The 22,134-nt window shown below is 60.8% G+C and carries 16 protein-coding genes; 14 read left to right on the top strand and 2 right to left on the bottom strand.

Features of this window, described 5'->3' with window-relative positions:
- The first annotated feature begins 21 nt into the window (after positions 1–21).
- Positions 22–1,521 carry an FAD-dependent monooxygenase gene (locus tag ACI2KS_RS21445; RefSeq protein WP_404623011.1) on the top strand — a complete coding sequence of 500 codons (1,500 nt, stop codon included), beginning with the start codon at positions 22–24 and terminating at the stop codon, positions 1,519–1,521.
- Between the two features lie 95 nt (positions 1,522–1,616).
- On the opposite strand, the gene ACI2KS_RS21440 is transcribed toward ACI2KS_RS21445, so the two are convergent.
- Positions 1,617–2,519: a LysR family transcriptional regulator gene (locus ACI2KS_RS21440; protein ID WP_404623010.1), complete on the bottom strand. Its 903-nt coding sequence runs from the start codon at positions 2,517–2,519 to the stop codon at positions 1,617–1,619.
- A gap of 102 nt (positions 2,520–2,621) precedes the next feature.
- On the opposite strand from ACI2KS_RS21440, the gene ACI2KS_RS21435 reads away from it, so the two are divergent.
- The 9 genes from ACI2KS_RS21435 to ACI2KS_RS21395 all read left to right on the top strand — a co-directional run bounded on the left by ACI2KS_RS21435 (position 2,622) and on the right by ACI2KS_RS21395 (position 11,527).
- Complete coding sequence (locus ACI2KS_RS21435) at positions 2,622–3,743, top strand: muconate cycloisomerase family protein (protein ID WP_404623009.1); 1,122 nt, start codon at positions 2,622–2,624, stop codon at positions 3,741–3,743.
- A gap of 29 nt (positions 3,744–3,772) precedes the next feature.
- Entirely contained in the window at positions 3,773–4,063 is a 291-nt protein-coding gene (gene catC / locus ACI2KS_RS21430; protein ID WP_404623008.1) for a muconolactone Delta-isomerase, read from the top strand.
- A 63-nt stretch (positions 4,064–4,126) separates the two neighbouring features.
- Positions 4,127–5,032 carry a catechol 1,2-dioxygenase gene (gene catA / locus ACI2KS_RS21425; protein ID WP_404623007.1) on the top strand — a complete coding sequence of 302 codons (906 nt, stop codon included), beginning with the start codon at positions 4,127–4,129 and terminating at the stop codon, positions 5,030–5,032.
- Between the two features lie 101 nt (positions 5,033–5,133).
- On the top strand, positions 5,134–6,102 hold the full coding sequence (locus ACI2KS_RS21420) for an AraC family transcriptional regulator (RefSeq protein WP_404623006.1): 969 nt from the start codon (positions 5,134–5,136) through the stop codon (positions 6,100–6,102).
- Positions 6,103–6,187: 85 nt separating this feature from the next.
- The gene (locus tag ACI2KS_RS21415) at positions 6,188–7,564 is read left to right on the top strand and encodes a Rieske 2Fe-2S domain-containing protein (RefSeq protein ID WP_404623005.1); all 1,377 of its coding nucleotides are present in this window, start codon (positions 6,188–6,190) and stop codon (positions 7,562–7,564) included.
- On the top strand, positions 7,561–8,049 hold the full coding sequence (gene benB, locus ACI2KS_RS21410; protein WP_404623004.1) for a benzoate 1,2-dioxygenase small subunit: 489 nt from the start codon (positions 7,561–7,563) through the stop codon (positions 8,047–8,049). The genes ACI2KS_RS21415 and benB overlap by 4 nt, the downstream gene beginning before the upstream one ends.
- Positions 8,050–8,059: 10 nt before the next feature.
- A complete protein-coding gene (gene benC, locus ACI2KS_RS21405) occupies positions 8,060–9,082 on the top strand; it encodes a benzoate 1,2-dioxygenase electron transfer component BenC (protein WP_404623003.1) in 1,023 nt (340 codons plus the stop codon).
- A gap of 10 nt (positions 9,083–9,092) precedes the next feature.
- Complete coding sequence (locus tag ACI2KS_RS21400; protein WP_404623002.1) at positions 9,093–9,854, top strand: 1,6-dihydroxycyclohexa-2,4-diene-1-carboxylate dehydrogenase; 762 nt, start codon at positions 9,093–9,095, stop codon at positions 9,852–9,854.
- 332 nt (positions 9,855–10,186) lie between these two features.
- Entirely contained in the window at positions 10,187–11,527 is a 1,341-nt protein-coding gene (locus ACI2KS_RS21395; protein ID WP_404623000.1) for an amidohydrolase, read from the top strand.
- Positions 11,528–12,007: 480 nt separating this feature from the next.
- On the opposite strand, the gene ACI2KS_RS21390 is transcribed toward ACI2KS_RS21395, so the two are convergent.
- Complete coding sequence (locus ACI2KS_RS21390; RefSeq protein ID WP_404622999.1) at positions 12,008–12,259, bottom strand: hypothetical protein; 252 nt, start codon at positions 12,257–12,259, stop codon at positions 12,008–12,010.
- A 574-nt stretch (positions 12,260–12,833) separates the two neighbouring features.
- Between ACI2KS_RS21390 and ACI2KS_RS21385 the strand changes: the two genes are divergently transcribed.
- The 4 genes from ACI2KS_RS21385 to ACI2KS_RS21370 are packed head-to-tail and all read left to right on the top strand — an operon-like array spanning position 12,834 to position 21,839.
- Positions 12,834–14,090 (top strand): MdtA/MuxA family multidrug efflux RND transporter periplasmic adaptor subunit, encoded by a 1,257-nt coding sequence (locus tag ACI2KS_RS21385; RefSeq protein WP_404622998.1) that lies wholly within the window; start codon positions 12,834–12,836, stop codon positions 14,088–14,090.
- Positions 14,087–17,290, top strand: coding sequence for an efflux RND transporter permease subunit (locus ACI2KS_RS21380; protein WP_404622997.1), 3,204 nt, complete (start codon positions 14,087–14,089; stop codon positions 17,288–17,290). The genes ACI2KS_RS21385 and ACI2KS_RS21380 overlap by 4 nt, the downstream gene beginning before the upstream one ends.
- Positions 17,287–20,394 (top strand): efflux RND transporter permease subunit, encoded by a 3,108-nt coding sequence (locus tag ACI2KS_RS21375; RefSeq protein WP_404622996.1) that lies wholly within the window; start codon positions 17,287–17,289, stop codon positions 20,392–20,394. Before ACI2KS_RS21380 ends, ACI2KS_RS21375 begins: the two co-directional genes overlap by 4 nt.
- 17 nt (positions 20,395–20,411) lie before the next feature.
- On the top strand, positions 20,412–21,839 hold the full coding sequence (locus ACI2KS_RS21370) for an efflux transporter outer membrane subunit (protein WP_404622995.1): 1,428 nt from the start codon (positions 20,412–20,414) through the stop codon (positions 21,837–21,839).
- The last annotated feature ends 295 nt before the right edge of the window (positions 21,840–22,134 follow it).

Below are 22,134 nucleotides of genomic sequence, written 5' to 3'. Positions count from 1 at the left end.
CCGACATAACTTTGGAATCCAATGAACACTGATATTTTAATTGCAGGAGCCGGGCCCACGGGGCTGACACTGGCATTGCGCCTGGCACGCATGGGCGTTGCCTTTCGTATCATCGAGGCCAACAGCGGCCCAGGCCAGGCTTCGCGCGCAATGGTGGTGCAGGCCCGTACGCTTGAGTTCTATCAACAACTGGGGTTGGCAGAGCAATTGATCGAGCGCGGTATCCGTATCGACAGTATTCACTACAGCGAAGAAGGCCGGGACGTCGCCAGCCTTTCCTGGGGTGATGCTGGCAGGGACATTACGCCCTATCCCTTCGTGCTGTCGTTCCCGCAAGATGATCACGAGCATTTTCTGGTAGAACAGCTGGCAAAACTGGGCGTGGAGGTGGAGTGGGGCGTGTCGCTGCTGCGCTTCGAACAGCAGACCGATCGTGTCGAGGTGACGTTAAGCCGGGGCGGCGTTGAAGAGGTCTGCCAGGCGCGCTATCTGTGCGGCTGCGAAGGGGCCCGCAGCGTCGTGCGCAAACAGCTGCAGGTGGAATTTCCAGGCGGCACGTACAACCAACTGTTTTACGTCGCTGATGTGGCGCTCGCGGGTCCGGCAAGTACCCATGTCTACCTGCACGCCGGCAAACACAACATGGTGTTGATGGCCCCTGTGCGCAGCAGTGGCATGCAGCGATTGATCGGCATCGTTCCTCCCGAGCTTGAAGGGCATCAAGGGCTGACGTTCGAGGACCTGCGCTCTGGCGCCGAAGCGATGTTGGGGGTCAGGGTCGGCAAGGCCAACTGGCTTTCGACCTATCGGGTTCACCACCGGGTCGCCGAGCATTTGCGTGTCGGTCGTGCGTTTTTGCTCGGAGACGCGGGGCATCTGCACAGCCCGGCCGGCGGCCAGGGCATGAATACCGGCATTGGCGACGCGGTCAACCTTGCATGGAAGCTGGCAGATGTGATTCAAGGGCGCGCTGATGAAGCACTGCTCGACACCTATGAAACCGAGCGCATCGCATTTGCGCGCAAATTGGTCGAGACCACCGACAAGGCTTTCGAGGGGATGGTAGGCGAGGGCTGGCGCAGTCAATTCTTGCGCAACTGGATGCTGCCCCACCTGGCCCCGGTGCTGAGCCATTTCGACAGTTTTCGCAAATCGCTGTTCCAGACGCTTTCGCAAACCAGGATCAAATATCGCGACAGCGCCATCAGTGAAGGCCATGCCGGCGAACTGCACGGTGGTGACCGTATGCCTTGGAGCGGTGACAACTTCGCTCACCAATCCTCATTGTCCTGGCACATCCAGATTTTCGGCGAGGCGAACCCGCAACTGGAGCGCGAGGCGCAGCGACTGGGGGTGGCAGTGCTTACGTTTGCGTTTACGCAAAGGGCAAAAACCAACGCAATCAGGCAGGGGGCGGCCTACCTGGTACGGCCTGACGGTCACATCGCATTGCCGATGGAGCATCAGGACCCCAGCGTACTGACAGCATTTTGCAAGCGTAATGGCCTGAGTCTGGCGTAACACGTCCAAGGGTGCGCAACGGACAGGTGATCTTGTCGACGAGATCGCCTGCTCGCTTGCGCACCTGTCAGTCGGGTTACCCCTGTCAGACCATTTCAATGACCCTCTTGCCGTCTGGTCGGAGTCGTTTTCCAGGGCTTGGCGAGCAGTCGAAGGCATTGCTGCAGCACGGGGGATAAGTCTGCGGCCCGGTAGCTGACGACAATCGGCGAAGTGGCGCTGCTGTCCGACAACGGCGTGTAGCCGATGTCATCACGGTGCAGTCTCTGGACTGAGGCGGGCACCAGCGTGATACCAATCCCTGCGGCCACCAGGCCTATGGCGGTCTGCATTTCGTTCACCGTCTGAGCCACCCGGATGCGCAGGCCCTGTGCGGCAAAAATGCCCAGTACGTGGTCGGCGTAGCTGGGTCGCGGCGTGCCGGGATAAAGAACGAAAGGCTCGGCCGCGAGCTGTTGCAGTGTGGCAGGGCCGGACAGCAACGGGTGTCCGGCTGGAAGTGCGGCTACCAGCGGGTCCTGGCGCAGGATCTTCTGTGTGATGGCGGGGTCGTCGAACAGCATCCTGCCAAAGCCGATATCAATGCGGCCACTTTTCAAAGCCTCGAGCTGTTGCAGGGTAATCAGCTCTGACAGGCCGAGTTCCACATCGCCCAAGCCTCTGAGCTGGCGGATCAGCTCAGGTAGCGCGCCATACAGAGTCGAGGGCGCAAAACCGATGCCGAGCCAGCGTTTCTCGCCCGCTGCGATGCGTCGGGTATCGTCCCCGATACGGGCCAGCTGTTCGAGTAATTGACTGGAGTGTTCGTGAAAGAAACGGCCTGCTTCAGTCAGTTTCAACGGTCTGGTGCGCTCCAGCAACGGCACTCCCAACTCATCCTCCAGCTGCTGAATCTGGCGGCTCAGCGGCGGCTGAGCAATGTTCAGCTGCGCGGCGGCGCGGGTGAAGTTCAGGGTGTGCGCGAGCACCCGGAAATAACGCAAATGGCGAAGCTCCACGATACCTCCAGAGTATGAAACAAGACCTTATCAATATTGGACGCCGGGCTGCACCAGCGTCAATCTTTGCTCAAGAACAAACACAATGCAGACGGAACGCTCATGACCGCAATCACCATCGAACGCTTCGATACCCAGATCGTCGACCTGCCTACCATCCGGCCCCACAAGCTCGCCATGCACACCATGCACGGTCAGACGCTTGTCATCCTGCGTATTCGAACCAGCGACGGCATTATCGGGGTAGGCGAGGCCACCACCATCGGCGGTTTGGCATATGCCGGGGAAAGCCCGGAAAGCATCAAGGTCAACCTTGATAAATGGTTCGCGCCGCTGCTGATCGGTCAGGACGCTACCAATCTCAACGCCGCCATGCAGCGTATTGATCGCGCCATCCGCGGTAACACCTTTGCGCGCTCAGCGGTGGAAACAGCGCTCCTTGATGCCCAAGGCAAGCGCCTTGGGCTGCCTGTGGCGGAGCTGCTTGGTGGGCGGGTGCGCGATGGGGTAGAGGTCGCCTGGACCCTGGCCAGCGGCGACACTTCCCGTGACATCGAGGAAGCTGAACGCATGCTGGATCTGCGCCGTCATCGTCATTTCAAGCTGAAAATCGGAGCCGCAGAGCCCGCTCGCGACATCGCACATGTCGCTGCCATCAAACGCGCCCTTGGCGATCGGGCCAGTGTTCGCGTGGATATCAATCAGGCGTGGAGCGAAGCTGTTGCTGTGCGGGCTTGTCGATTGCTGGCCGATGCCGGGGTTGAGCTGATCGAGCAACCTTTGTCCCGTTACGATCGTCCGGGCATGGTTCGTCTGAGTGCCCATAGCCCTATCCCCCTGATGGCTGATGAAGCAATCGAGTCCGTTCAGGACAGCTTTGCCCTGGCGCAGATGGGTGCCGCCTCCATCTTCGCCCTTAAAATCGCCAAAACCGGTGGCCCCCGCGCTGTACTACGGACTGCCGCGATCGCCGAAGCCGCAGGTATCGGGCTATATGGCGGTACGATGCTGGAGGGCAGCGTCGGCACGATAGCGGCGGCGCACGCGTTTGCCACCCTCGACAAACTGGAATGGCACACCGAGCTTTTCGGCCCACTGCTGTTGACTGAGGACATTCTGGTCGAGCCTCCGGTCTATCGGGATTTCCAGCTGATGGTTCCGACCTTGCCCGGTCTGGGCATCGAACTCGATGAACAACGCCTTTCGCATTTTGCGCGCCGCTGACCAGGCGTAACCAAGAGGATACTCACGACATGCTTTTCCACGTCCGCATGACCGTCAAACTGCCACCCGATATGCCGCCTGAGAAAGCCGCTCAGCTCAAGGCTGACGAGAAAGAGCTCGCGCAGCGCCTGCAACGCGAAGGCACCTGGCGCCACCTCTGGCGACTTGCCGGGCTCTACGCCAACGTCAGCATTTTTGACGTGCCGGACAACCAGACGCTGCACGACACTTTGATGCAGTTGCCGCTGTACCCGTACATGCAAATCGAGGTCTCGCCCATGTGCCGACACCCGTCTTCAATCCATGCCGACGACCGCTGAGTTCAGCTGATTTGCAGTACTGACATCGACAAGAACAAAATAATATTGATGAGGGCAAAAACCATGACCGTTCGTATCTCTCAAACCGCTGAGGTGCAGCAATTCTTCGAGAAGGCATCCGGTTTTGACCAGCCGGCCGGCAGTCAGCGGATGAAGAACGTCGTCCACCGTGTTCTGAATGACTCGATCAAAATAATCGAGGATCTGCAGGTCACTCCACAAGAGTTCTGGAAGGCCGTCAATTACCTGAACGATCTGGGCAGTCGCCAGGAGGCGGGGTTGCTTGTTGCCGGTCTGGGGCTTGAGCATTATCTGGACATGCTGATGGACGCCGAAGACGAACAGGCCGGCCACGTTGGCGGTACACCCAGAACTATCGAAGGACCCTTGTACGTAGCAGGCGCGCCGCTCACTGAGCACTCTGCCCGCCTGGATGATGGCCAGGATCCAGGCACGGTGCTGTACATGACCGGGCAAGTTCGCGGTAACGATGGCCAGCCGCTCGCCAATGCGATCGTCGATGTGTGGCATGCAAATACCGGTGGCACCTACTCGTATTTCGACCCGTCGCAGTCCGAGTTCAATCTGCGCCGTCGCATATCGACCGATGCCCAGGGACGCTACCGCTTCCAAAGCATCGTGCCCTCGGGCTATGGCTGCCCGCCGGACGGTCCGACCCAGCATTTGCTTGACCAGTTGGGACGACACGGCCAGCGCCCCGCGCACATCCATTTCTTCATCTCGGCGCCTGGACATCGGCATCTGACGACCCAGATCAATCTGGCAGGCGACGAATACCTGCACGATGATTTCGCCTATGCCACCCGAGACGAGTTGATCGCCGAGATTCGCTTCAGCGACGATGCCAATGGCCAGCGTGCAGATATCGAGTTCGATTTTGTCCTTCTGCCTACTACCGCTGCCGAGGACGAAGGTCGTCCTGACCGCGCGAGGGCGCTGGAGGTGTGATTCACCGTTTCAATTGATGCCCCAGGCCTGCGCAGCGATTGCTGACGCGGGCTTCGTGGTTTCAGCCTGGCCTTGACTAAAAAAACAAAAGAGGCACTGACATGACCGTGTTATTGAGTGAGCGCAGTCAGATTTTCGACCGCGCAGATGCCTATGCCGTATCAGACTATGTTAATCAGCACGTGGGCAGTCATTGCATCCGCTTGCCACCCAGAGGCAGGCCCGAGGCGAGCATAAGTCATCGCACGTTCTCAAGCCTGGACTTGTGCCGTATCAGTTATGGCGCGCCCGTACGGGTCACGTCCGCTGCCCTGGAGACCATCTATCACTTGCAGATTCTGCTTCAGGGGCACTGCCGATCGGCCGCTCGTGGCACCGAGCAGATTTTCCGCGCAGGCGAGGTTCTGCTGATCAATCCGGACGATCCGGTCGACCTTACCTATTCCGCAGATTGCGAGAAGTTCATCGTCAAGGTTCCCGTCAGGCTGCTGGAAAACGCCTGCCTTGAGCAGCACTGGACACTCCCGCAACAGGGTATTCGGTTTGTTGCCGAGCGCCATGAACTCAACGCCATGAGCGGTTTTTTGCAACTGCTGGGACTGATCTGCCACGAGGCCGAGAACGCCGCGCAAGGGGAAGTCCAAGCGCTGTACGAACGGATAGTCGCCACCAAACTGCTGGCACTGGTCGCCAGCAACGTACTGCGGGTTGTCCCCAACGCAGAAGAGGGTGCAGGTTTCGAACGGGTGCGGCAGTTCATCGAGGAGCATCTGACCGAAGACATCAGCGCCGAACAGCTGATGTCCGTGGCACGGGTCGGCGAGCGCTCGCTGTACACCCTGTTCGAACGTCAGGTAGGTCTTTCGCCCAAGGACTATATGCGCCAGCGCAAGCTGGAAAGGGTGCATACCCAATTGCAACTACCGACGGCGCGTAGTGTTACCCAAGTTGCACTGGATCACGGTTTTCTGCATCTGGGGCGCTTCTCCGAAGCGTATCGCAAGCGCTTTGGGGAGCTGCCTTCGCAGACCTGGCGGCGTCAGCGTCAACAGGTTGCGCCAGGCGGATAGCGATTTGCAGTAAACGGATATTGAACGGGTAAGCGAGCACGTAGGGTGAGGGGGCCTGATACAAGAACAACCGAGGGCCTACCCCATGATCAGCACACTCGACCGGCTCGCCCGTCAACTCAGCGATTCCGTTCAGGAAGATCCCGCCACCGGCGTCTTCCGCTGCCGCCGCGACATCTTCACCGACACCGAACTGTTCGCGCTGGAAATGAAACATATTTTCGAAAGTGGTTGGGTCTACCTGGCGCACGAAAGCCAGGTACCTGAGATCAACGACTACTTCACCACTTACATCGGTCGGCAACCCGTCGTCATTACCCGCGACAAGCAAGGCGCGCTGCACGGGCTGGTCAATGCCTGCGCGCACCGTGGCGCCATGCTCTGCCGGCGCAAGCAGGGCAACAAAGGTTCGTTTACCTGTCCCTTCCACGGCTGGACGTTCAGCAATGCCGGCAAATTGCTCAAAGTCAAAGACGCCAAGACCGGCGCCTACCCCGACAGTTTCGACTGCGACGGCTCCCACGACCTGACGCGTCTGGGCCGTTTCGAAAACTATCGCGGATTTCTGTTCGGCAGCCTCAGCGAGGCAGTTCCCGAGCTCAGCGATTACCTGGGCGAAACCCGGGTCATCATCGATCAGATGGTCGATCAGGCGCCTGAAGGGCTGGAGGTGCTGCGCGGTAGTTCGTCCTACATCTACGACGGCAACTGGAAGCTACAGATCGAAAACGGCGCAGACGGTTATCACGTCAGCTCCGTGCACTGGAATTACTCGGCAACCATGGGCCGTCGCAATTACGAGGCTGAAGGCACGCGTACCGTGGATGCCAATGGCTGGTCGAAAAGCCTGGGCGGCGTCTATGCGTTCGAGCATGGCCACATCCTGCTGTGGACCCGACTGCTCAACCCCGAAGTTCGCCCGGTCCACGCTCATCGAGCAGCCCTTGCCGAGCGTCTTGGGCAAGAGCGCGCTGATTTCATCGTCGACCAGACCCGCAACCTTTGCCTGTATCCCAATGTGTATCTGATGGATCAGTTTTCCACGCAGATCCGCGTAATACGGCCCATCTCCGTCAATCAGACCGAAGTCACGATCTACTGCATGGCCCCCAAGGGTGAAAGCGCTCAAGAGCGTACGACCCGTATCCGCCAATACGAAGATTTTTTCAACGTCAGCGGCATGGGTACCCCCGACGATCTGGAAGAGTTCCGAGCCTGTCAGACCGGTTATCAGGGCGCGACAAACTTATGGAACGACTTGAGCCGCGGCGCTAAACAATGGATCGAAGGTGCTGACGACAACGCGCGAGCCATGGGCATGAACCCACAGTTGAGCGGGGTGAAGACCGAGGACGAGGGGCTGTTCGTGCGTCAGCACGCTCACTGGGCGGCAAGCCTGCAGCGTGCGATCGAGCGCGAGCAACAAAGCCTGATCGCAACCGACAAGGAGGCGCGGTCATGAGTATTTCCCGTGACAGCCTGTTGGCTTTTGTCTATCGCGAAGCGCGTCTGCTGGACGACCGCCGGTGGGATGACTGGCTTGAATGCTACTCGCCGGATGTCGAGTTCTGGATGCCTGCGTGGGATGACCACGACACGCTGACGCAAGACCCGCAAAGCGAAATTTCACTGATCTATTACCCCAACCGCGACGGCCTGGAAGACCGTGTGTTTCGGATCAAGACCGAACGCTCCAGCGCCAGCACGCCAGAGCCGCGGACCGCACACTTTATCGCCAATTTCGAAGTGCTTGCCGAGGACCCGGGGCATGTCGAATTACGTTTCAACTGGCAAACCCTCAGTCATCGGTACAAGACCACGGACACGTACTTCGGCACCTCTTTCTATCGCCTTGATCTCAGCGCGGCGCAGCCGTTGATCACGCGCAAGAAGGTGGTGCTGAAAAACGATTACATCCATCAGGTCATCGACATTTATCACATCTGAGGACAGACCCATGACGTATTCCATAGCCCTCAATTTTGAAGACGGGGTCACCCGGTTCATCGACTGCAAAGTGGGTGAAAAGGTGCTCGATGCAGCCTTCCGTCAACGTATCAACCTGCCCATGGACTGCTCGGACGGTGTCTGTGGCACCTGCAAATGCCGCTGCGAAACCGGCACCTACGACTTGGGCGATGAATATATCGAGGACGCGCTGAGCGAGGATGAGGCGCAGCAAAGACACGTGCTGACCTGCCAGATGGTCCCTGAGTCCGATTGCGTCATCGCGGTGCCCGTGCCTTCCAGCACCTGCAAGACCGGCACCAGCCAGTTCGCGGCCAGCGTCACCCGCATTACGCGGCATGCCGATGCCGCGCTGGAGATCAGCTTCGAACTCGATCAGCCCCCGGTGTTTCTGCCAGGGCAGTACGTCAATATCGACGTGCCCGGCAGTGGGCAGACCCGTTCGTATTCATTCAGCAGCCGGCCCGGTGAAAAACACGCGAGCTTTTTGATCAAGCACGTGCCTGGCGGGCTCATGAGTGGCTGGCTGGAGCGCGCCAGGGAGTCCGAGAAGGTCGCCATGACGGGTCCGTTGGGCAGCTTTTATCTGCGCGAAGTGACCCGGCCGCTGTTGCTGCTGGCGGGCGGTACCGGGCTTGCGCCGTTCCTGTCGATGCTTGAAGTGCTCGCCGAGCGCCATGAAACGCAGAAGGTCTCGCTGATCTATGGCGTCACCCGTGACCAGGATCTGGTGATGATCGAGGCGCTTGAAGCATTTGCCGCACGCATGCCGAGCTTCAGCTTCGTGACCTGCGTGGCCGATCCTCAGACCCGCCATCCAAGGCAGGGCTATGTGACCCAGCACATGGCGGCGCAGATGCTCAACGAGGGGAATGTCGACGTGTATCTGTGCGGACCGCCGCCGATGGTCGACGCCGTGCGGCAGTACTTCAGGGAGCAGGGTGTTGCGCCGGCCAGCTTCCATTACGAGAAGTTCACGCCCAACGCCATCGTGACCGGCGACGCCGCCTGAGGACTCTGAAATGAACTTGCGTTTTAACAACAAAGTGGCGCTGGTTACCGGCGCAGCCCAGGGCATCGGCCGGCGTGTCGCCGAGAGGTTGCTGGAAGAGGGCGCCTTGCTGGTCGCCGTCGACCGCTCCGAGCTGGTTCATGAGCTCGAGCATGAACGCGTGCTGACGTTGACCGCTGACCTTGAGCGCCACGCCGAGTGCGCACAGGTGATGGCTGCCAGCAAGGAGCGCTTCGGGCGTATCGACATCCTGATCAACAACGTCGGCGGCACGATATGGGCTAAACCCTTCGAGCATTACGCTGAGAACGAAATCGAAGCCGAAGTGCGCCGCTCGCTGTTTCCTACGCTGTGGTGCTGCCACAGCGTACTGCCCTACATGCTCGAACAGGGCAGCGGCGCGATCGTCAACGTTTCATCCATCGCCACCCGAGGCGTCAATCGTGTGCCGTACGGCGCAGCGAAGGGCGGCGTTAACGCGTTGACCGCCTGCCTGGCGCTGGAAACCGCTGGCAGTGGTATTCGCGTCAACGCCACCGCGCCAGGCGGAACCGAAGCGCCGCCTCGGCGCATCCCCCGCAATACACAACTGCAAAGCGAACAGGAACCGGTCTGGTATCAGCAGGTTGTCGATCAGACGATCAACAGCAGTTTGATGAAGCGCTACGGCACCATCGACGAGCAAGCGGGCGCGATTCTGTTCCTGGCCTCGGACGAGGCGTCCTACATCACCGGCGTGACATTGCCGGTGGGAGGCGGCGACCTGGGCTGACTCACCGACGGGGTGTTTCACGGTGCAACGGCTGACGATTTTTCCACGCATACGACGTCAATACCGGCGAATCGCTTTGGCAGGCCGAATTGCCTGCTGGCGGGCAGGCCTTACCGTCGACCTGCATGGGGAGCGACGGTAAGCAGTACGTGGTCATCTCGGCCGCTGGCCACGGCTTGCTGGGTACCGCGCTGGGCGACCGCGTGACTGCGTTGCGCCTCGACTGACGCGCGCATGGGGGACAAAAGGCCGTGCGCCCCGACGCCACGGCCCTGCTGTAGCCGCGCCGGATCAGCAGCTTTTTCAGTTCACCCACAATAAGGAAAAGATTTATGCGTTCGGCTATTCATTTTCTTGGATTCACACTCCTTGGCACCCTGGCAGCCGGTATCTGCCAGGCGAACGAAACCCGCTGGGTCGATGATGCCGTGGCGGCGGTCAATACCCAGGTCATCGACTGGCGTCATGACATTCACCAGCATCCGGAACTGGGCAACATGGAGGTCAAGACTTCCGCTCTGGTTGCCACTCAATTGCGTTCATATGGCCTGCATGTCCGCACCCATGTCGGCAAGACCGGAGTGGTGGGTGTGCTGGAGGGCGGCAAACCAGGCCCGGTAGTGGCCTTGCGCGCGGACATGGATGCGTTGCCAGTCAAGGAGATGACCGGTCTCGCGTTTGCCAGCGAGGTCGAGGCAGTGCGTATGGGCAAGACCGTGCCTGTCATGCATGCGTGTGGCCACGACACACACATCGCCATGCTGTTGGGCGCCGCCAAAGTACTCGCCGAGCACAAGGATCAGATAGAGGGCACCGTGGTGTTCTTGTTCCAACCGGCGGAAGAGGGGGCGGCAGATGTTGATGATATGGACGCCAGGACCGTGATCGGTGCGCAGGCGATGATTCGCGACGGCGCGCTGGATGCGCCGAAAGTCGAGGCCATCTTCGGCATCCATGTCATGGGCGGTTACCCGACCGGGCACCTGTTCTATAAATCCGGGACAGTGCTCAACAGCAGCGATACGTTCAAGATTACGGTCAACGGTAAGCAAACCCACGGTTCGGCCCCCTGGAGTGGCATTGATCCGGTAGTCGCAAGCCAAGGCATCGTTTCCGGATTGCAGACATTGGTCAGTCGTCGGATTGACCTGACCAAAGGCATGGGCGTGATCAGTGTCGGTACCATCAACGGTGGCTCGGCCAGTAATATCATTCCCGAGACAGTCGAAATGACAGGGACCATTCGGACTAACAATGCGTCGATCCGTCAGTCGATTCTGGAGAAAATGCCCCCATTGGTCTCGGGTATCGCAGGCGCATACGAGACCCAATCGGTACTGCAGGTCGTGCACCATGCACCGGTGACGGTCAACGATCCCGCATTGACCGAGGCCATGCTCCCGGCTTTGATGCAAGCGGCACCAGGCAAAGTCGAGCGCCTGGATTCGTCCCTCTCACCCAGTGAGGATTTCTCCTATTACGCGCAGAAAGTGCCAGGGTTGTTCGTGTTTCTGGGCGCAACGCCAGCGGACCAGGACATGCAAAAGGCTCCCAACAATCACAGCCCCTATTTCACCGTGGACGATGCGACCCTTGCCACCGGCGTGAAAGCGCATGTGCAGTTCGTACTTAATTATCCGCATCGCCGCAGCTTGGGCAGCGCCGCCTTGTAATCTGGCCACCGATTGCATCTTGAGCAGAGGGCTGGCCGGCTGCGGTTTCCAGCGCACATGGCGGGCGAGCTATGGCTGTTGCCGGGCCTCAGATTGTTGACCTTAGGTATTTTATGAAAAGCCCCTTCGTTAGCGCTGTCTGCCCCTGGCAATGCTTCCTGCACATAATCCTCTAGAACCGGGCTAGCCGGCGACCGCGTCCCTGTTAAATTTCGCGCTGTCTTGCGTCGATTCAGCCGGGGACCCGTTGCCGAGGTCTTCTAGAGGATACCTATGGCTATTCGCATCTGGCATCAACGCTTCACCGTATTGAATGACCTTGGGCGCAAACGCCGCAGCAACCCAGCAGTGCGCAGCATTCAGTTCAAGTACGTGTCTGAGAATCCGCCTGCGCACCGGATCGCAGGCAATAGGCTCTCGTCGCCATTTTTGCCGGGCCATGGAGTTGCTCGGATTGTCTGCCATCACTACTGATTGACCTCAATGCCGGCTCAGCTTGACGATCATGCCGATGCCGGCATCTTTGGTATGGGTCCGTACCTTGCCCTCGGCCATCTCGATGCTTCTGGCCAGACCGACCAATTGCTGGGCATCGCCAGCCAGCCCGGCTTCGGCCAGTCTTGCCGACATGCTGAGCAGGCACGAAGACGCGGAGTTCAACGTCACCGCGACCTCGCGCATGCTCCTGATGAAAGCGGCAGTTGGAGCGTTAGTGTGGTTGTCTTTATCCAAGAGTCCATGCTCCCCGCGCCGTATTCTGAACGCTGTAAAAGTCACTTTCAGCCAGTCACGAAGAACCCGCCCTGACTGCGGCTCGCACCCCGACGGTGTCTGTTCGGTGGCGCAGGCATGCCTGACCGCCGCGCTGTGCGAGGAGACTAGCAGTCCTGCGACATCCGTGATCTTTTCAGTTCACCACGCGCCCGAACGCCAAACGCTCAGGTCCAGCGGTCTGTCTGCAACAGACTGCGCAACGGATGCACGGCGGACCTGAGTGCGGCGGAGGTGCGCGGGCAGTTGCATGGGTTGCATGAGGTTGCACTGACAGGGCTCCAGACGCCCACGCGGAACGGGCAAATGTAAAGTATCTGCAAAGGTCGGGCGCTTGGCTTGTTCGTGCCCGCCGTGCAGGGCTAAATGACCTCAGTGAACCAAAGCGCCACCTACCGTTCGAACCCTTCGGTACGGCTGGCCATGCCGTATGCAGCCGGCCTGGCGCATGGGCCCAGCGCGCTATGCCCTGACCCGCCCAGCGTTGCGCCGTTGACCGTTTCACTCTTGCCCCTTGCCCAAGCAGAAGTCCCCAATGACCCAGATTCCCGCAGCCCGCTCACGCAAGCGCCTTGTATTTGCGCTCCTGATAGCTGCCGCCATTGGCGCTGCTTTTCTCTACAGCAGGCACACCCCGTCCGCCGCGCCTCAGGCTGGCGCTGCAGCCGCAGCACCTACCAGCCCCGGTGGTCGTCGTGCCGGGCCGGGTATGGCCGATCCGAATGCGGCGGTCAGCGTTGCCGTGGGTACCGCCGGCACTGCCGATGTGCCGGTGATCCAGCAAGCGCTGGGCACAGTGATTCCCAATTATTCGGTGACCGTTACCAGCCGTGTCGACGGTGAGTTGATGGCGGTGTATTTCACCGAAGGGCAATACGTGAAGAAGGGTCAGCTGCTGGCGCAGATCGATCCGCGCGCCTATCAGGCCACCCTGGACCAGTATCAGGGCGACATGGCGCAGAATCAGGCGCTGCTCAAAAGCGCCCAATTGACGGTCGAGCGCTACAAGCGGCTGTTCGCCAAGGACTCTATCGCCAAACAGGACCTGGACACTCAGACCGCTACCGTCGGCCAGTATGCCGGCGCGGTGAAGGCCGATCAGGCGCAGATCGATGCCGCCCGGCTCAACCTGATCTACGCCAGAATCGTCTCGCCTATCGACGGCTATGTCGGCTTGCGGTTGGTGGACCCCGGCAACATCGTGGCATCGAGCAGCACCACCGGCATTGTCACCGTGACCCAGACCAATCCCATCGCCGTGACCTTCAGCGTGCCCCAGGCGCAGTTGGCCAACCTGCTGCCCAAGGTGCGCAAAGGGCAAGCGCTGAGCGTTCAGGCCCTGGATCAGATGGGCAACACGCCGCTGGCCGAGGGCACGCTGAAATTCATCAGCAACGAAATCGACACCACCACGGGCAGCATCAAGCTCAAAGCGCTGTTCGATAACCCCGACGAGAAGCTTTACCCCAACCAGTTCGTCAACGTGAAGCTGACCACCGACACCTTGCACAACGCCGTGGTGGTGCCGTCCGCCGCCGTGCAACTGAGCAGCGATGGCGAGTTCCTGTATGTGGTCAAGGACGCCAAGGTGGCCCGTCGTACCATCAAGATCGGCCCGACGTTGGGCGAGCAGACGGTGATCAGCGAAGGCGTGGCGCAGGGCGAGCAGGTCGTCACCCGCGGCATCGACCATCTGCGTGAGGGCAGCAGGGTCGAGGTCGAGAAACCACCCGGCAGCGATACCGCCGCAGTGGATGCTGCCACGCCTGCCTCGGGCGCCAAGACCCCATGAATCCGTCACGACTGTTTATCCAGCGGCCGGTGGCTACCGTGCTGCTGATGCTGGCGGTGATGCTGGCGGGCATATTCGCGTACCGTTTGCTGTCCACCTCGGCGCTGCCGGAAGTCGACTACCCGACCATTCAGGTCAGTACGCTTTACCCGGGTGCCAGCTCCAACGTGCTGGCCTCGGCGGTCACCGCGCCGCTGGAGCGCCAGTTGGGGCAAATGTCGGGCTTGTCGCAGATGTATTCGACCAGTTCGGCGGGCGCCTCGGTGATTACCCTGAAGTTCTCCCTGGACCTGTCGCTGGATGTCGCCGAGCAGGAAGTGCAGGCGGCCATCAACGCCGCCGACAGCCTGCTGCCAAGCGATCTGCCCAACCCGCCCACCTATAAGAAGGTCAATCCGGCCGATACCGCCGTGTTGACCCTGGCCGCCACCTCGGACAGCCTGCCGTTGACCCGAGTCCAGGACCTGATCAATACCCGCGTCGCGCTCAAGCTGTCGCAGATTTCCGGTGTTGGCATGGTCACTCTGGCGGGCGGCCAGCAGCCAGCGGTGAAGATCGAGGTCAATCCCACCAGCCTCGCTGCCCATGGATTGACCCTGGAAGACGTCTACGACAAGGTCAACGCTGCCAACGTCAATGGTTCCAAGGGCGGTTTTGATGGCCCGTCGCATTCGATCACCATCGACGCCAACGACCAGTTGCGTGACGCGGTGGAGTACGGCGAGCTGGTGCTGGCCTACGAAAACGGCGCGGCGCTGCGCCTCAAGGATGTTGCCACGACTGCCGAAGCGCCACAGGATCAGTATCTGGCGGCAACCGCCAACGGCCAGCCGGCAATTGTCATCGCCGTACAGCGCCAGCCCGGGGCCAACGTCATCGAAGTGGTCGACAGCATCGAGAAAAAGCTGGCGACCCTGCAATCGGCATTGCCGGACTCGGTCAAGCTCAGCGTGATCAGTGACCGCACGCAAACCATCCGCGCCTCGATCAAGGACGTGCAGATCGAACTGCTGCTGTCCATCGGTCTGGTGGTGCTGGTGACCTTCGCCTTCCTCGGCAACTTCACCGCCACCCTGATCCCTAGCCTGGCGGTGCCGCTGTCGCTGGTGGGGACATTCGGCGTGATGTACCTGGCCGGTTTCAGCATCAACAACCTGACGCTGATGGCGATGACCATTGCCACCGGTTTCGTGATCGACGACGCCATCGTGGTGGTGGAGAACATCTCCCGGCACCTGGAGGAGGGCGAGGAGCCCATGGCGGCAGCGCTCAAAGGCTCTCAGGAAATCGGCTTCACTATCATCTCGCTGACCTTTTCGCTGATCGCGGTACTGATCCCGCTGCTGTTCATGGGCGATGTGGTCGGGCGCCTGTTTCGCGAGTTTGCCATCACCCTGGCGGTGGCGATTCTGGTGTCGATGATCGTTTCCCTGACACTCACGCCGATGCTCTGCGCCCATTTGTTGCGCCATGTGCCCGAAGGCAGTCAAGGGCGCTTTGCCGCGTGGGGCGATCGGCAGTACCAGAAGGTGCTGGGTGGGTATGACCGGGGTCTGGTATGGGTGCTCGATCACCAACGTCTGACCCTGCTGGTGGCGCTCGGCACTGTAGCGTTGACCGGCTTGCTGTATCTGGTGGTGCCCAAGGGCTTTTTCCCCACCCAGGACACCGGGTTGATCCAGGGCTTCACCCGCGCATCCCAGGATGTGTCCTTCAGCGAAATGGCCCGTCGTCAGCAAGCCATGGTCGAGGTGGTTCGCCGCGACCCGGCAGTGGCCTCGGTGTCATCGACCATCGGTGTCGACGGCAACAACAGCTCGCTGAACAATGGCCGCTTGCAGATTGAGCTCAAGCCGTTCGAGGACCGTGACGACACCGCGACCCAGGTCATCGCTCGCCTGGATAAATCAGCCAGTGCCGTGGCGGGTATCCAGCTCAATCTGGTTTCGTCCCAGGATTTGACCGTCGACGACCAGCTGACCCCTAGCCAGTACCAGTTCACCCTGGACGATTCGGAAAGTGCCAACCTGTCTGCGTTGATCCCCAGGCTGATGGAGAAACTGCAGCACCAGCGGTCAATGCGTGATGTCATCGACAACCTGCAAGACCAGGGGCTGGTGGCCTATGTCGAGCTCGATCGCGCGGCTGCCATGCGCTATGGCATCAGCGCCTCGGACGTCGATACGGCGTTGTACAACGCCTTCGGCCAACGGCTGATTTCCACCATCTTCACCCAGTCCAACCAGTACCGCGTGGTACTACAGGTGCCGGGCAAGTTCCAGCAATCGCTGGCCGCCTTCGACAACATCTATCTGGCGGCGACGACCGGCACTGCCAGCAGTAACAGCAGCACCACCACCAGCAGCAATACCGGCACCTCCACCGGCAGCAGCGCATCGTCGAACAGCGGTTCAACCAGCACTACCAGTACCGCCGCGCAGATGGTGCGCCTGACCGACATTGCCAAGGTCGGCCAGCGCACCGGATCGCTGTCGCTCAGCCGTCTGGATCAATTCCCGGCGGTCACCGTGTCGTTCAACCTGGCCGACGGCTATTCGCTGGAGCAGGCACAGCAAGCCATCAGCCAGGTCATGACGGAACTTGACGCACCCAGCAGCATTACCTTGCGCTATCAGGGCGCAGCCGATGCCTTCCAGACCGCCACCGGCAACACGCTGTGGCTGATTCTGGCGGCACTGGTGACCATGTGCATCGTGCTGGGGATGCTCTACGAGAGCTTCATTCACCCGGTAACCATTCTCTCGACCCTGCCTTCGGCGGCGATCGGTGCGCTGTTGGCGCTGCTGCTGACCGGCACCGAATTCAGTCTGATCGCCTTGATCGGGGTGATCCTGCTGATTGGTATCGTCAAGAAAAACGCGATCATGATGATCGACTTCGCCCTGGAAGGTCGCCAGCAGCAGCGACTCAACGCACGGGACGCGATCCACCGGGCGGCGTTGCTGCGTTTGCGGCCGATCCTGATGACTACCCTGGCCGCGCTGTTCGGTGCCTTGCCGCTGATGCTCGCCACAGGCGCCGGTGCCGAACTGCGCCGGCCACTGGGCCTGGTGATTGTCGGCGGTTTGCTGCTCAGTCAGGTGCTGACGCTGTTCACCACGCCGGTGATCTACCTGATGTTTGATCGTCTGTCCGAACGTGCCAAGGCACGTTTGAATCGGGGCAGGGCGCGGGTATGAACCTTTCGCGGCTGTTCATTCGTCGACCGGTAGCCACGTTGTTGCTGAGCCTGAGCATCACCCTGGCCGGCATTCTGGGTTACAAGCTGCTGCCGGTGGCGCCGCTGCCCCAGGTGGATTTCCCCACCATCATGGTCAGCGCCTCGCTGGCCGGGGCCAGCCCCGAAACCATGGCCGCCACCGTGGCAACGCCGCTTGAGCGCAGCCTGGGGCAGATCGCTGGCATCAGCGAAATGACCTCCACCAGCAGCCAGGGCTCGACGACCCTGATTCTGCAATTCGAGCTCAACCGGGACATCAACGGTGCCGCGCGCGATGTGCAGGCCGCGATCAACGCCTCGCGCAGCCTGCTGCCAAGCGCCATGCCGTCGCTGCCTACTTATCGCAAGGCCAACCCGTCCGAGGCCCCGGTACTGATGCTGGCGCTGACCTCATCCACCCGCAGCCCGGGCGAACTGTACGACCTGGCCTACAGTAAGTTGCAGCAGAAAATCGCCCAGGTGAACGGCGTCGGTGAAGTCTCGGTGCGCGGCGGCGCCTTGCCTGCGGTGCGCATCGACGTTCAGCCCAACCTGCTGATCCACGCCGGCATCTCTCTTGAGACCGTGCGTCAGGCCATCAACGACGCCACCCACGCCAAGCCCAAGGGCATCTTGCAGGGCGACGGTCAAAGCTGGGTGATCGACGGCAACGACCAGATCGACAAGGCCAGCGATTATCAGGCACTGGTCATCACCTACCAGAACGGCGCCGCCATTCGCTTGCGTGATGTGGCCAATGTCTACGATTCGGTGGAAGACACCTTCGTCGGTGGCTACTACAACGGCCAGCCTTCGGTGACCCTGGGCGTGACCCGCCAGGCCGGCGCCAACATGCTGCAGACCATCGACAGCATCAAGGCGCTGATCCCTGAGCTGCAGCGCGAAATTCCCGGTGACGTGCAGCTGATCAGCGTGATCGACCGTGGCCCCACGGTACGCTCGTCGCTGCATGACACTGAAGAAACCCTGCTGATCGCCACTTTGCTGGTGATTGCCGTGGTGTTTGTGTTCCTGCGCAATGTGCGCGCCACCTTGATCCCGGCGGTGGTGCTGCCAGTGTCGCTGATCGGCACCTGCTCGATCATGTACCTGCTGGGCTACAGCCTCGACAATCTGTCGTTGATGGCGCTGATTATCTGCACCGGCTTTGTGGTCGATGACGCCATCGTGGTGCTGGAAAACATCGCCCGCTACCAGGAGCAGGGCATGCGCCCGTTGCGCGCGGCGCTGATGGGCACCCGCGAGGTAGGCTTCACGGTGCTGTCCATGACCCTGTCGCTGATTGCCGTGTTCATTCCCATTTTGCTGATGGGTGACATCGTCGGGCGGCTGTTTCGCGAGTTCGCGGTGACATTGAGCATCGCCTTGGGGCTGTCGATGGTCGTGTCCCTGAGCCTGACCCCGGTGCTGTGCGTGATGCTGCTGCGCCAACCTGCCCATGACGCCAGCACACCACGTGTCTACCAATGGATCGAGGCTGGTCTGGCGCGCATGCAGGGCGCCTATCTGGCCGCGCTGGCCTGGGTCATGCGCCACCGTTTGCTGACCCTGTTCAGCCTGTTGCTGACAGTCGCCTTCAACGTCTATCTATATGCCACGGTGCAGAAAGGTTTTTTCCCTGCCCAGGACACCGGTGTGCTGATGGGCGCGGTGCGTGCCGACCAGAACATCTCGTTCCAGGCACTCAAGCCGCACCTGATGCAGATCGCCCATGACCTGGCGGCCGACCCGGACGTGGAGGCGGTGATGTCGTCCACCGGCAGCGGCCGCGCGGGCTCGCGCAACACCGGTGACTTCTTCATTCGTCTCAAGGATTACAAACAGCGCACCAGCAGCGCGGCGGCGGTGGCCAGCCGGCTGACCAAAGCGAACAACAAGGTCGCCGGGATCCAGGTCTTCCTGATGCCGGCCGAAGACATTCGCGTCGGTGGCCGCAGCGCCAACGCCACCTATCAGTTCAGCCTGCAGGCCGATGACCTGGACCTGCTGCGCGTGTGGGAGCCCAAGGTCGAGGCAGCGCTGCGGGCGTTGCCACAACTGACCGGCATCGATTCCGACTCGCAGACCGGTGGCCAGGAACTCAAGCTGCACATCGACCGGGCTGCGGCGAGCCGTCTGGGGGTGAGCGTGAGTGACGTCGACAACCTGCTGAACAATGCCTACAGCCAGCGTCAGGTGGCGACCCTGTACAAGACCCTCAATCAGTACCATGTAGTGATGGGCCTGGACCCGGTGTATACCCGTGACGCAACCATGCTCGATCGCATGTACGTGATCAATGGCGACAAGCAGCAGGTGCCGCTCACTGCGTTCGCCACGTTCAGCCCGGATAACGCTCCTCTTGCCGTGGCCCATCAGGGCCAGTCGGCTACCAGCACCATCGCCTTCAACCTGCAGGACGGCGTTTCACTGGAGCAGGCCACGGCCGCCATCAACGCCGCCGTCGACAAGGTCGGCCTGCCGCGGGATGTGCAGTCAGGCTTTGCCGGTACCGCTCAAGCTTATGCATCGCTGGCGGCGAGCATGCCGTGGCTGATCGCGGCCGCCCTGCTGGCGGTGTACATCGTCCTGGGGGTGTTGTACGAAAGCTATATCCACCCGCTGACCATTCTCTCGACATTACCCTCGGCGGGGGTAGGCGCGCTGTTGTTGCTCAAGGCGCTGAACATGCAACTGACGGTGATCGCCCTGATTGGCATCCTGTTGCTGATCGGCATCGTCAAAAAGAACGCGATCATGATGATCGACTTCGCCCTGATGGCCGAGCGCGACCGCAAGCTTGCCCCTGAACAGGCGATCCTCGAAGCCTGCCGCATGCGCTTCCGGCCGATCATGATGACCACCCTGGCGGCTTTCTTCGGCGCTTTGCCCCTGGCCCTTGGCAGCGGCGGCGATGCCGATCTGCGCAAGCCCCTGGGCGTGGCGATTGCTGGCGGCCTGGTGCTGAGCCAACTGCTGACGCTGTTCACCACGCCGGTGGTGTACCTCTATCTTGACCGCCTGAGCCGTGTCTTGCGGCAATTCTGGCACACGCGTATTCGCCGCACTCACGTGCCCGGCTGACTGACAAGGGTTAATCAATGAACGCTCCATTGCCTTCGCGCCTGTGTATCGCTGTGCTGCTGACCAGCAGTTTGCTGGGCGGCTGCATGGTCGGCCCCGACTACCGCAGACCGACCGCGCCGATGTCCACGACCTTCAAGGAAGCTCAGGGCTGGAAAGCCGCCAATCCGCAGGACGAGTTGCCCAAGGGCCCGTGGTGGGAGCTGTATCAGGATCAGCAACTGAACACGCTGGCGGAGCAGGTACAACTCAATAACCAGAACGTGGCGCTGTATGCCGCGCAGTATCAGCAGGCACTGGCCCTGATTCGCCAATCGCGTGCCGATCTGTTCCCGGTGCTTGCCGGTACAGGCTCCAGCACGCGCAGCGAGACCGGCACCGGATCTTCGAACAGCGCCGCTGGCTCCAGTGGCGGCGTCAGCAAGGAACACTCGGCCAGCCTGAGTCTGAGCTGGGAGGCCGACATCTGGGGCAAGCTGCGACGTACCGTCGAGCAGGATCGCGCCAGTGCCCAGGCCAGCGCCGCCGATCTGGCCAACGCCACTCTCAGCGCTCAATCGTCCCTGGCCCAGGATTATTTTCAGTTGCGCATCCTTGATCAGCGCATTGCGCTGTATGGCGAGACCATCGTGGGTTACCAGCGATACCTGCAAATCATCCAGAACAAATACGACGAACAGATTTCCTCGAGGGCAGACCTTGCCACCGGCAAGACCCAGCTGCAGAGCGCCCAAGCCTCAATGCTCGACCTGCAATGGCAGCGCGCTCAGTACGAACACGCCATCGCGCTACTGATTGGCAAACCGCCGGCTGATTTCGCATTGGCGGCTGACCCTGCCTGGCAATATCAGGTGCCTAGCGTGCCTTTGGGCGTGCCCAGCCGTCTGCTGGAACGGCGTCCGGACATCGCCGCCGCCGAGCGGGACATGGCCGCTGCCAATGCCGCCGTGGGCGTGGCAACCGCTGCGTACTACCCGGACCTGACCCTGAGCGCCAGTGGCGGCTATCAGGGTTCGACCCTCAGCAACCTGTTCTCGCTGCCCAATCGCTTCTGGTCGATTGGCCCGAGCCTGACCGGCAACATCCTTGATTTTGGCGCAACCAAAGCCTCTGTTGACCAGGCCAGACATGCCTACGACGCCACGGTTGCGACCTATCGCCAGACGGTGTTGACCGGGTTGGGGGAGGTTGAGGATTACCTGGTGGAGTTACGTACTTTGCAACCGGAGCTGGAGGCACGGCGTCATTCAGCGCAATCGGCCGAAGACTCGGCCTCGGTCAGCCGCGATCAATACGAAGCGGGGGTTATCGACTACCTGGATGTGGCCACCACGCAGGCAACCAGTCTGAACGAGCGCCAGACCTTGCTCAGCCTGGTGGCCACTCAGTTGACGGCCAGCGTGCAGTTGCAAGTGGCTCTGGGTGGTTCATGGGCGGGGGAGTGAGTTGGCATTGAGATGCAGGAGGCTTGATGGGCGCGGGCCAGGTAGGGAAGCGATTGTCGTCTCCTTATATAAACAGCAGGAACCGATTGATTATGTGGGTATTTCAGTCTTTCTTCCGAAACCGGAAATTAACTGTTGACGCCCCTCCGGATCTGTCTATAATTCGCCCCACTTCCGGCGCAGACGAAACGGAAAACTCTTTGAGAATCAAAGAGTTGGACGAAGTAAGCAGCGAGGAAGCGCTTCGGTTCAGATGCTTGAATCGACAGCGGTGAGAAAGGAGTTGACAGCAAGT

Source organism: Pseudomonas sp. NPDC087358, assembly GCF_044900785.1.
GTDB lineage: Bacteria > Pseudomonadota > Gammaproteobacteria > Pseudomonadales > Pseudomonadaceae > Aquipseudomonas.
The sequence above is the reverse complement of the archived record's forward strand: the minus strand, read 5'-3'. Positions and strand labels throughout refer to the sequence as shown.

Coding starts and splice junctions, on each gene's coding strand:
- ACI2KS_RS21370 (WP_404622995.1), top strand. CDS start 20,412: ATGAACGCTCCATTGCCTTCGCGCCTGTGTATCGCTGTGCTGCTGACC.
- ACI2KS_RS21395 (WP_404623000.1), top strand. CDS start 10,187: ATGCGTTCGGCTATTCATTTTCTTGGATTCACACTCCTTGGCACCCTG.
- ACI2KS_RS21420 (WP_404623006.1), top strand. CDS start 5,134: ATGACCGTGTTATTGAGTGAGCGCAGTCAGATTTTCGACCGCGCAGAT.
- ACI2KS_RS21375 (WP_404622996.1), top strand. CDS start 17,287: ATGAACCTTTCGCGGCTGTTCATTCGTCGACCGGTAGCCACGTTGTTG.
- catA (WP_404623007.1), top strand. CDS start 4,127: ATGACCGTTCGTATCTCTCAAACCGCTGAGGTGCAGCAATTCTTCGAG.
- ACI2KS_RS21415 (WP_404623005.1), top strand. CDS start 6,188: ATGATCAGCACACTCGACCGGCTCGCCCGTCAACTCAGCGATTCCGTT.
- benC (WP_404623003.1), top strand. CDS start 8,060: ATGACGTATTCCATAGCCCTCAATTTTGAAGACGGGGTCACCCGGTTC.
- ACI2KS_RS21445 (WP_404623011.1), top strand. CDS start 22: ATGAACACTGATATTTTAATTGCAGGAGCCGGGCCCACGGGGCTGACA.
- catC (WP_404623008.1), top strand. CDS start 3,773: ATGCTTTTCCACGTCCGCATGACCGTCAAACTGCCACCCGATATGCCG.
- benB (WP_404623004.1), top strand. CDS start 7,561: ATGAGTATTTCCCGTGACAGCCTGTTGGCTTTTGTCTATCGCGAAGCG.
- ACI2KS_RS21385 (WP_404622998.1), top strand. CDS start 12,834: ATGACCCAGATTCCCGCAGCCCGCTCACGCAAGCGCCTTGTATTTGCG.
- ACI2KS_RS21400 (WP_404623002.1), top strand. CDS start 9,093: ATGAACTTGCGTTTTAACAACAAAGTGGCGCTGGTTACCGGCGCAGCC.
- ACI2KS_RS21435 (WP_404623009.1), top strand. CDS start 2,622: ATGACCGCAATCACCATCGAACGCTTCGATACCCAGATCGTCGACCTG.
- ACI2KS_RS21380 (WP_404622997.1), top strand. CDS start 14,087: ATGAATCCGTCACGACTGTTTATCCAGCGGCCGGTGGCTACCGTGCTG.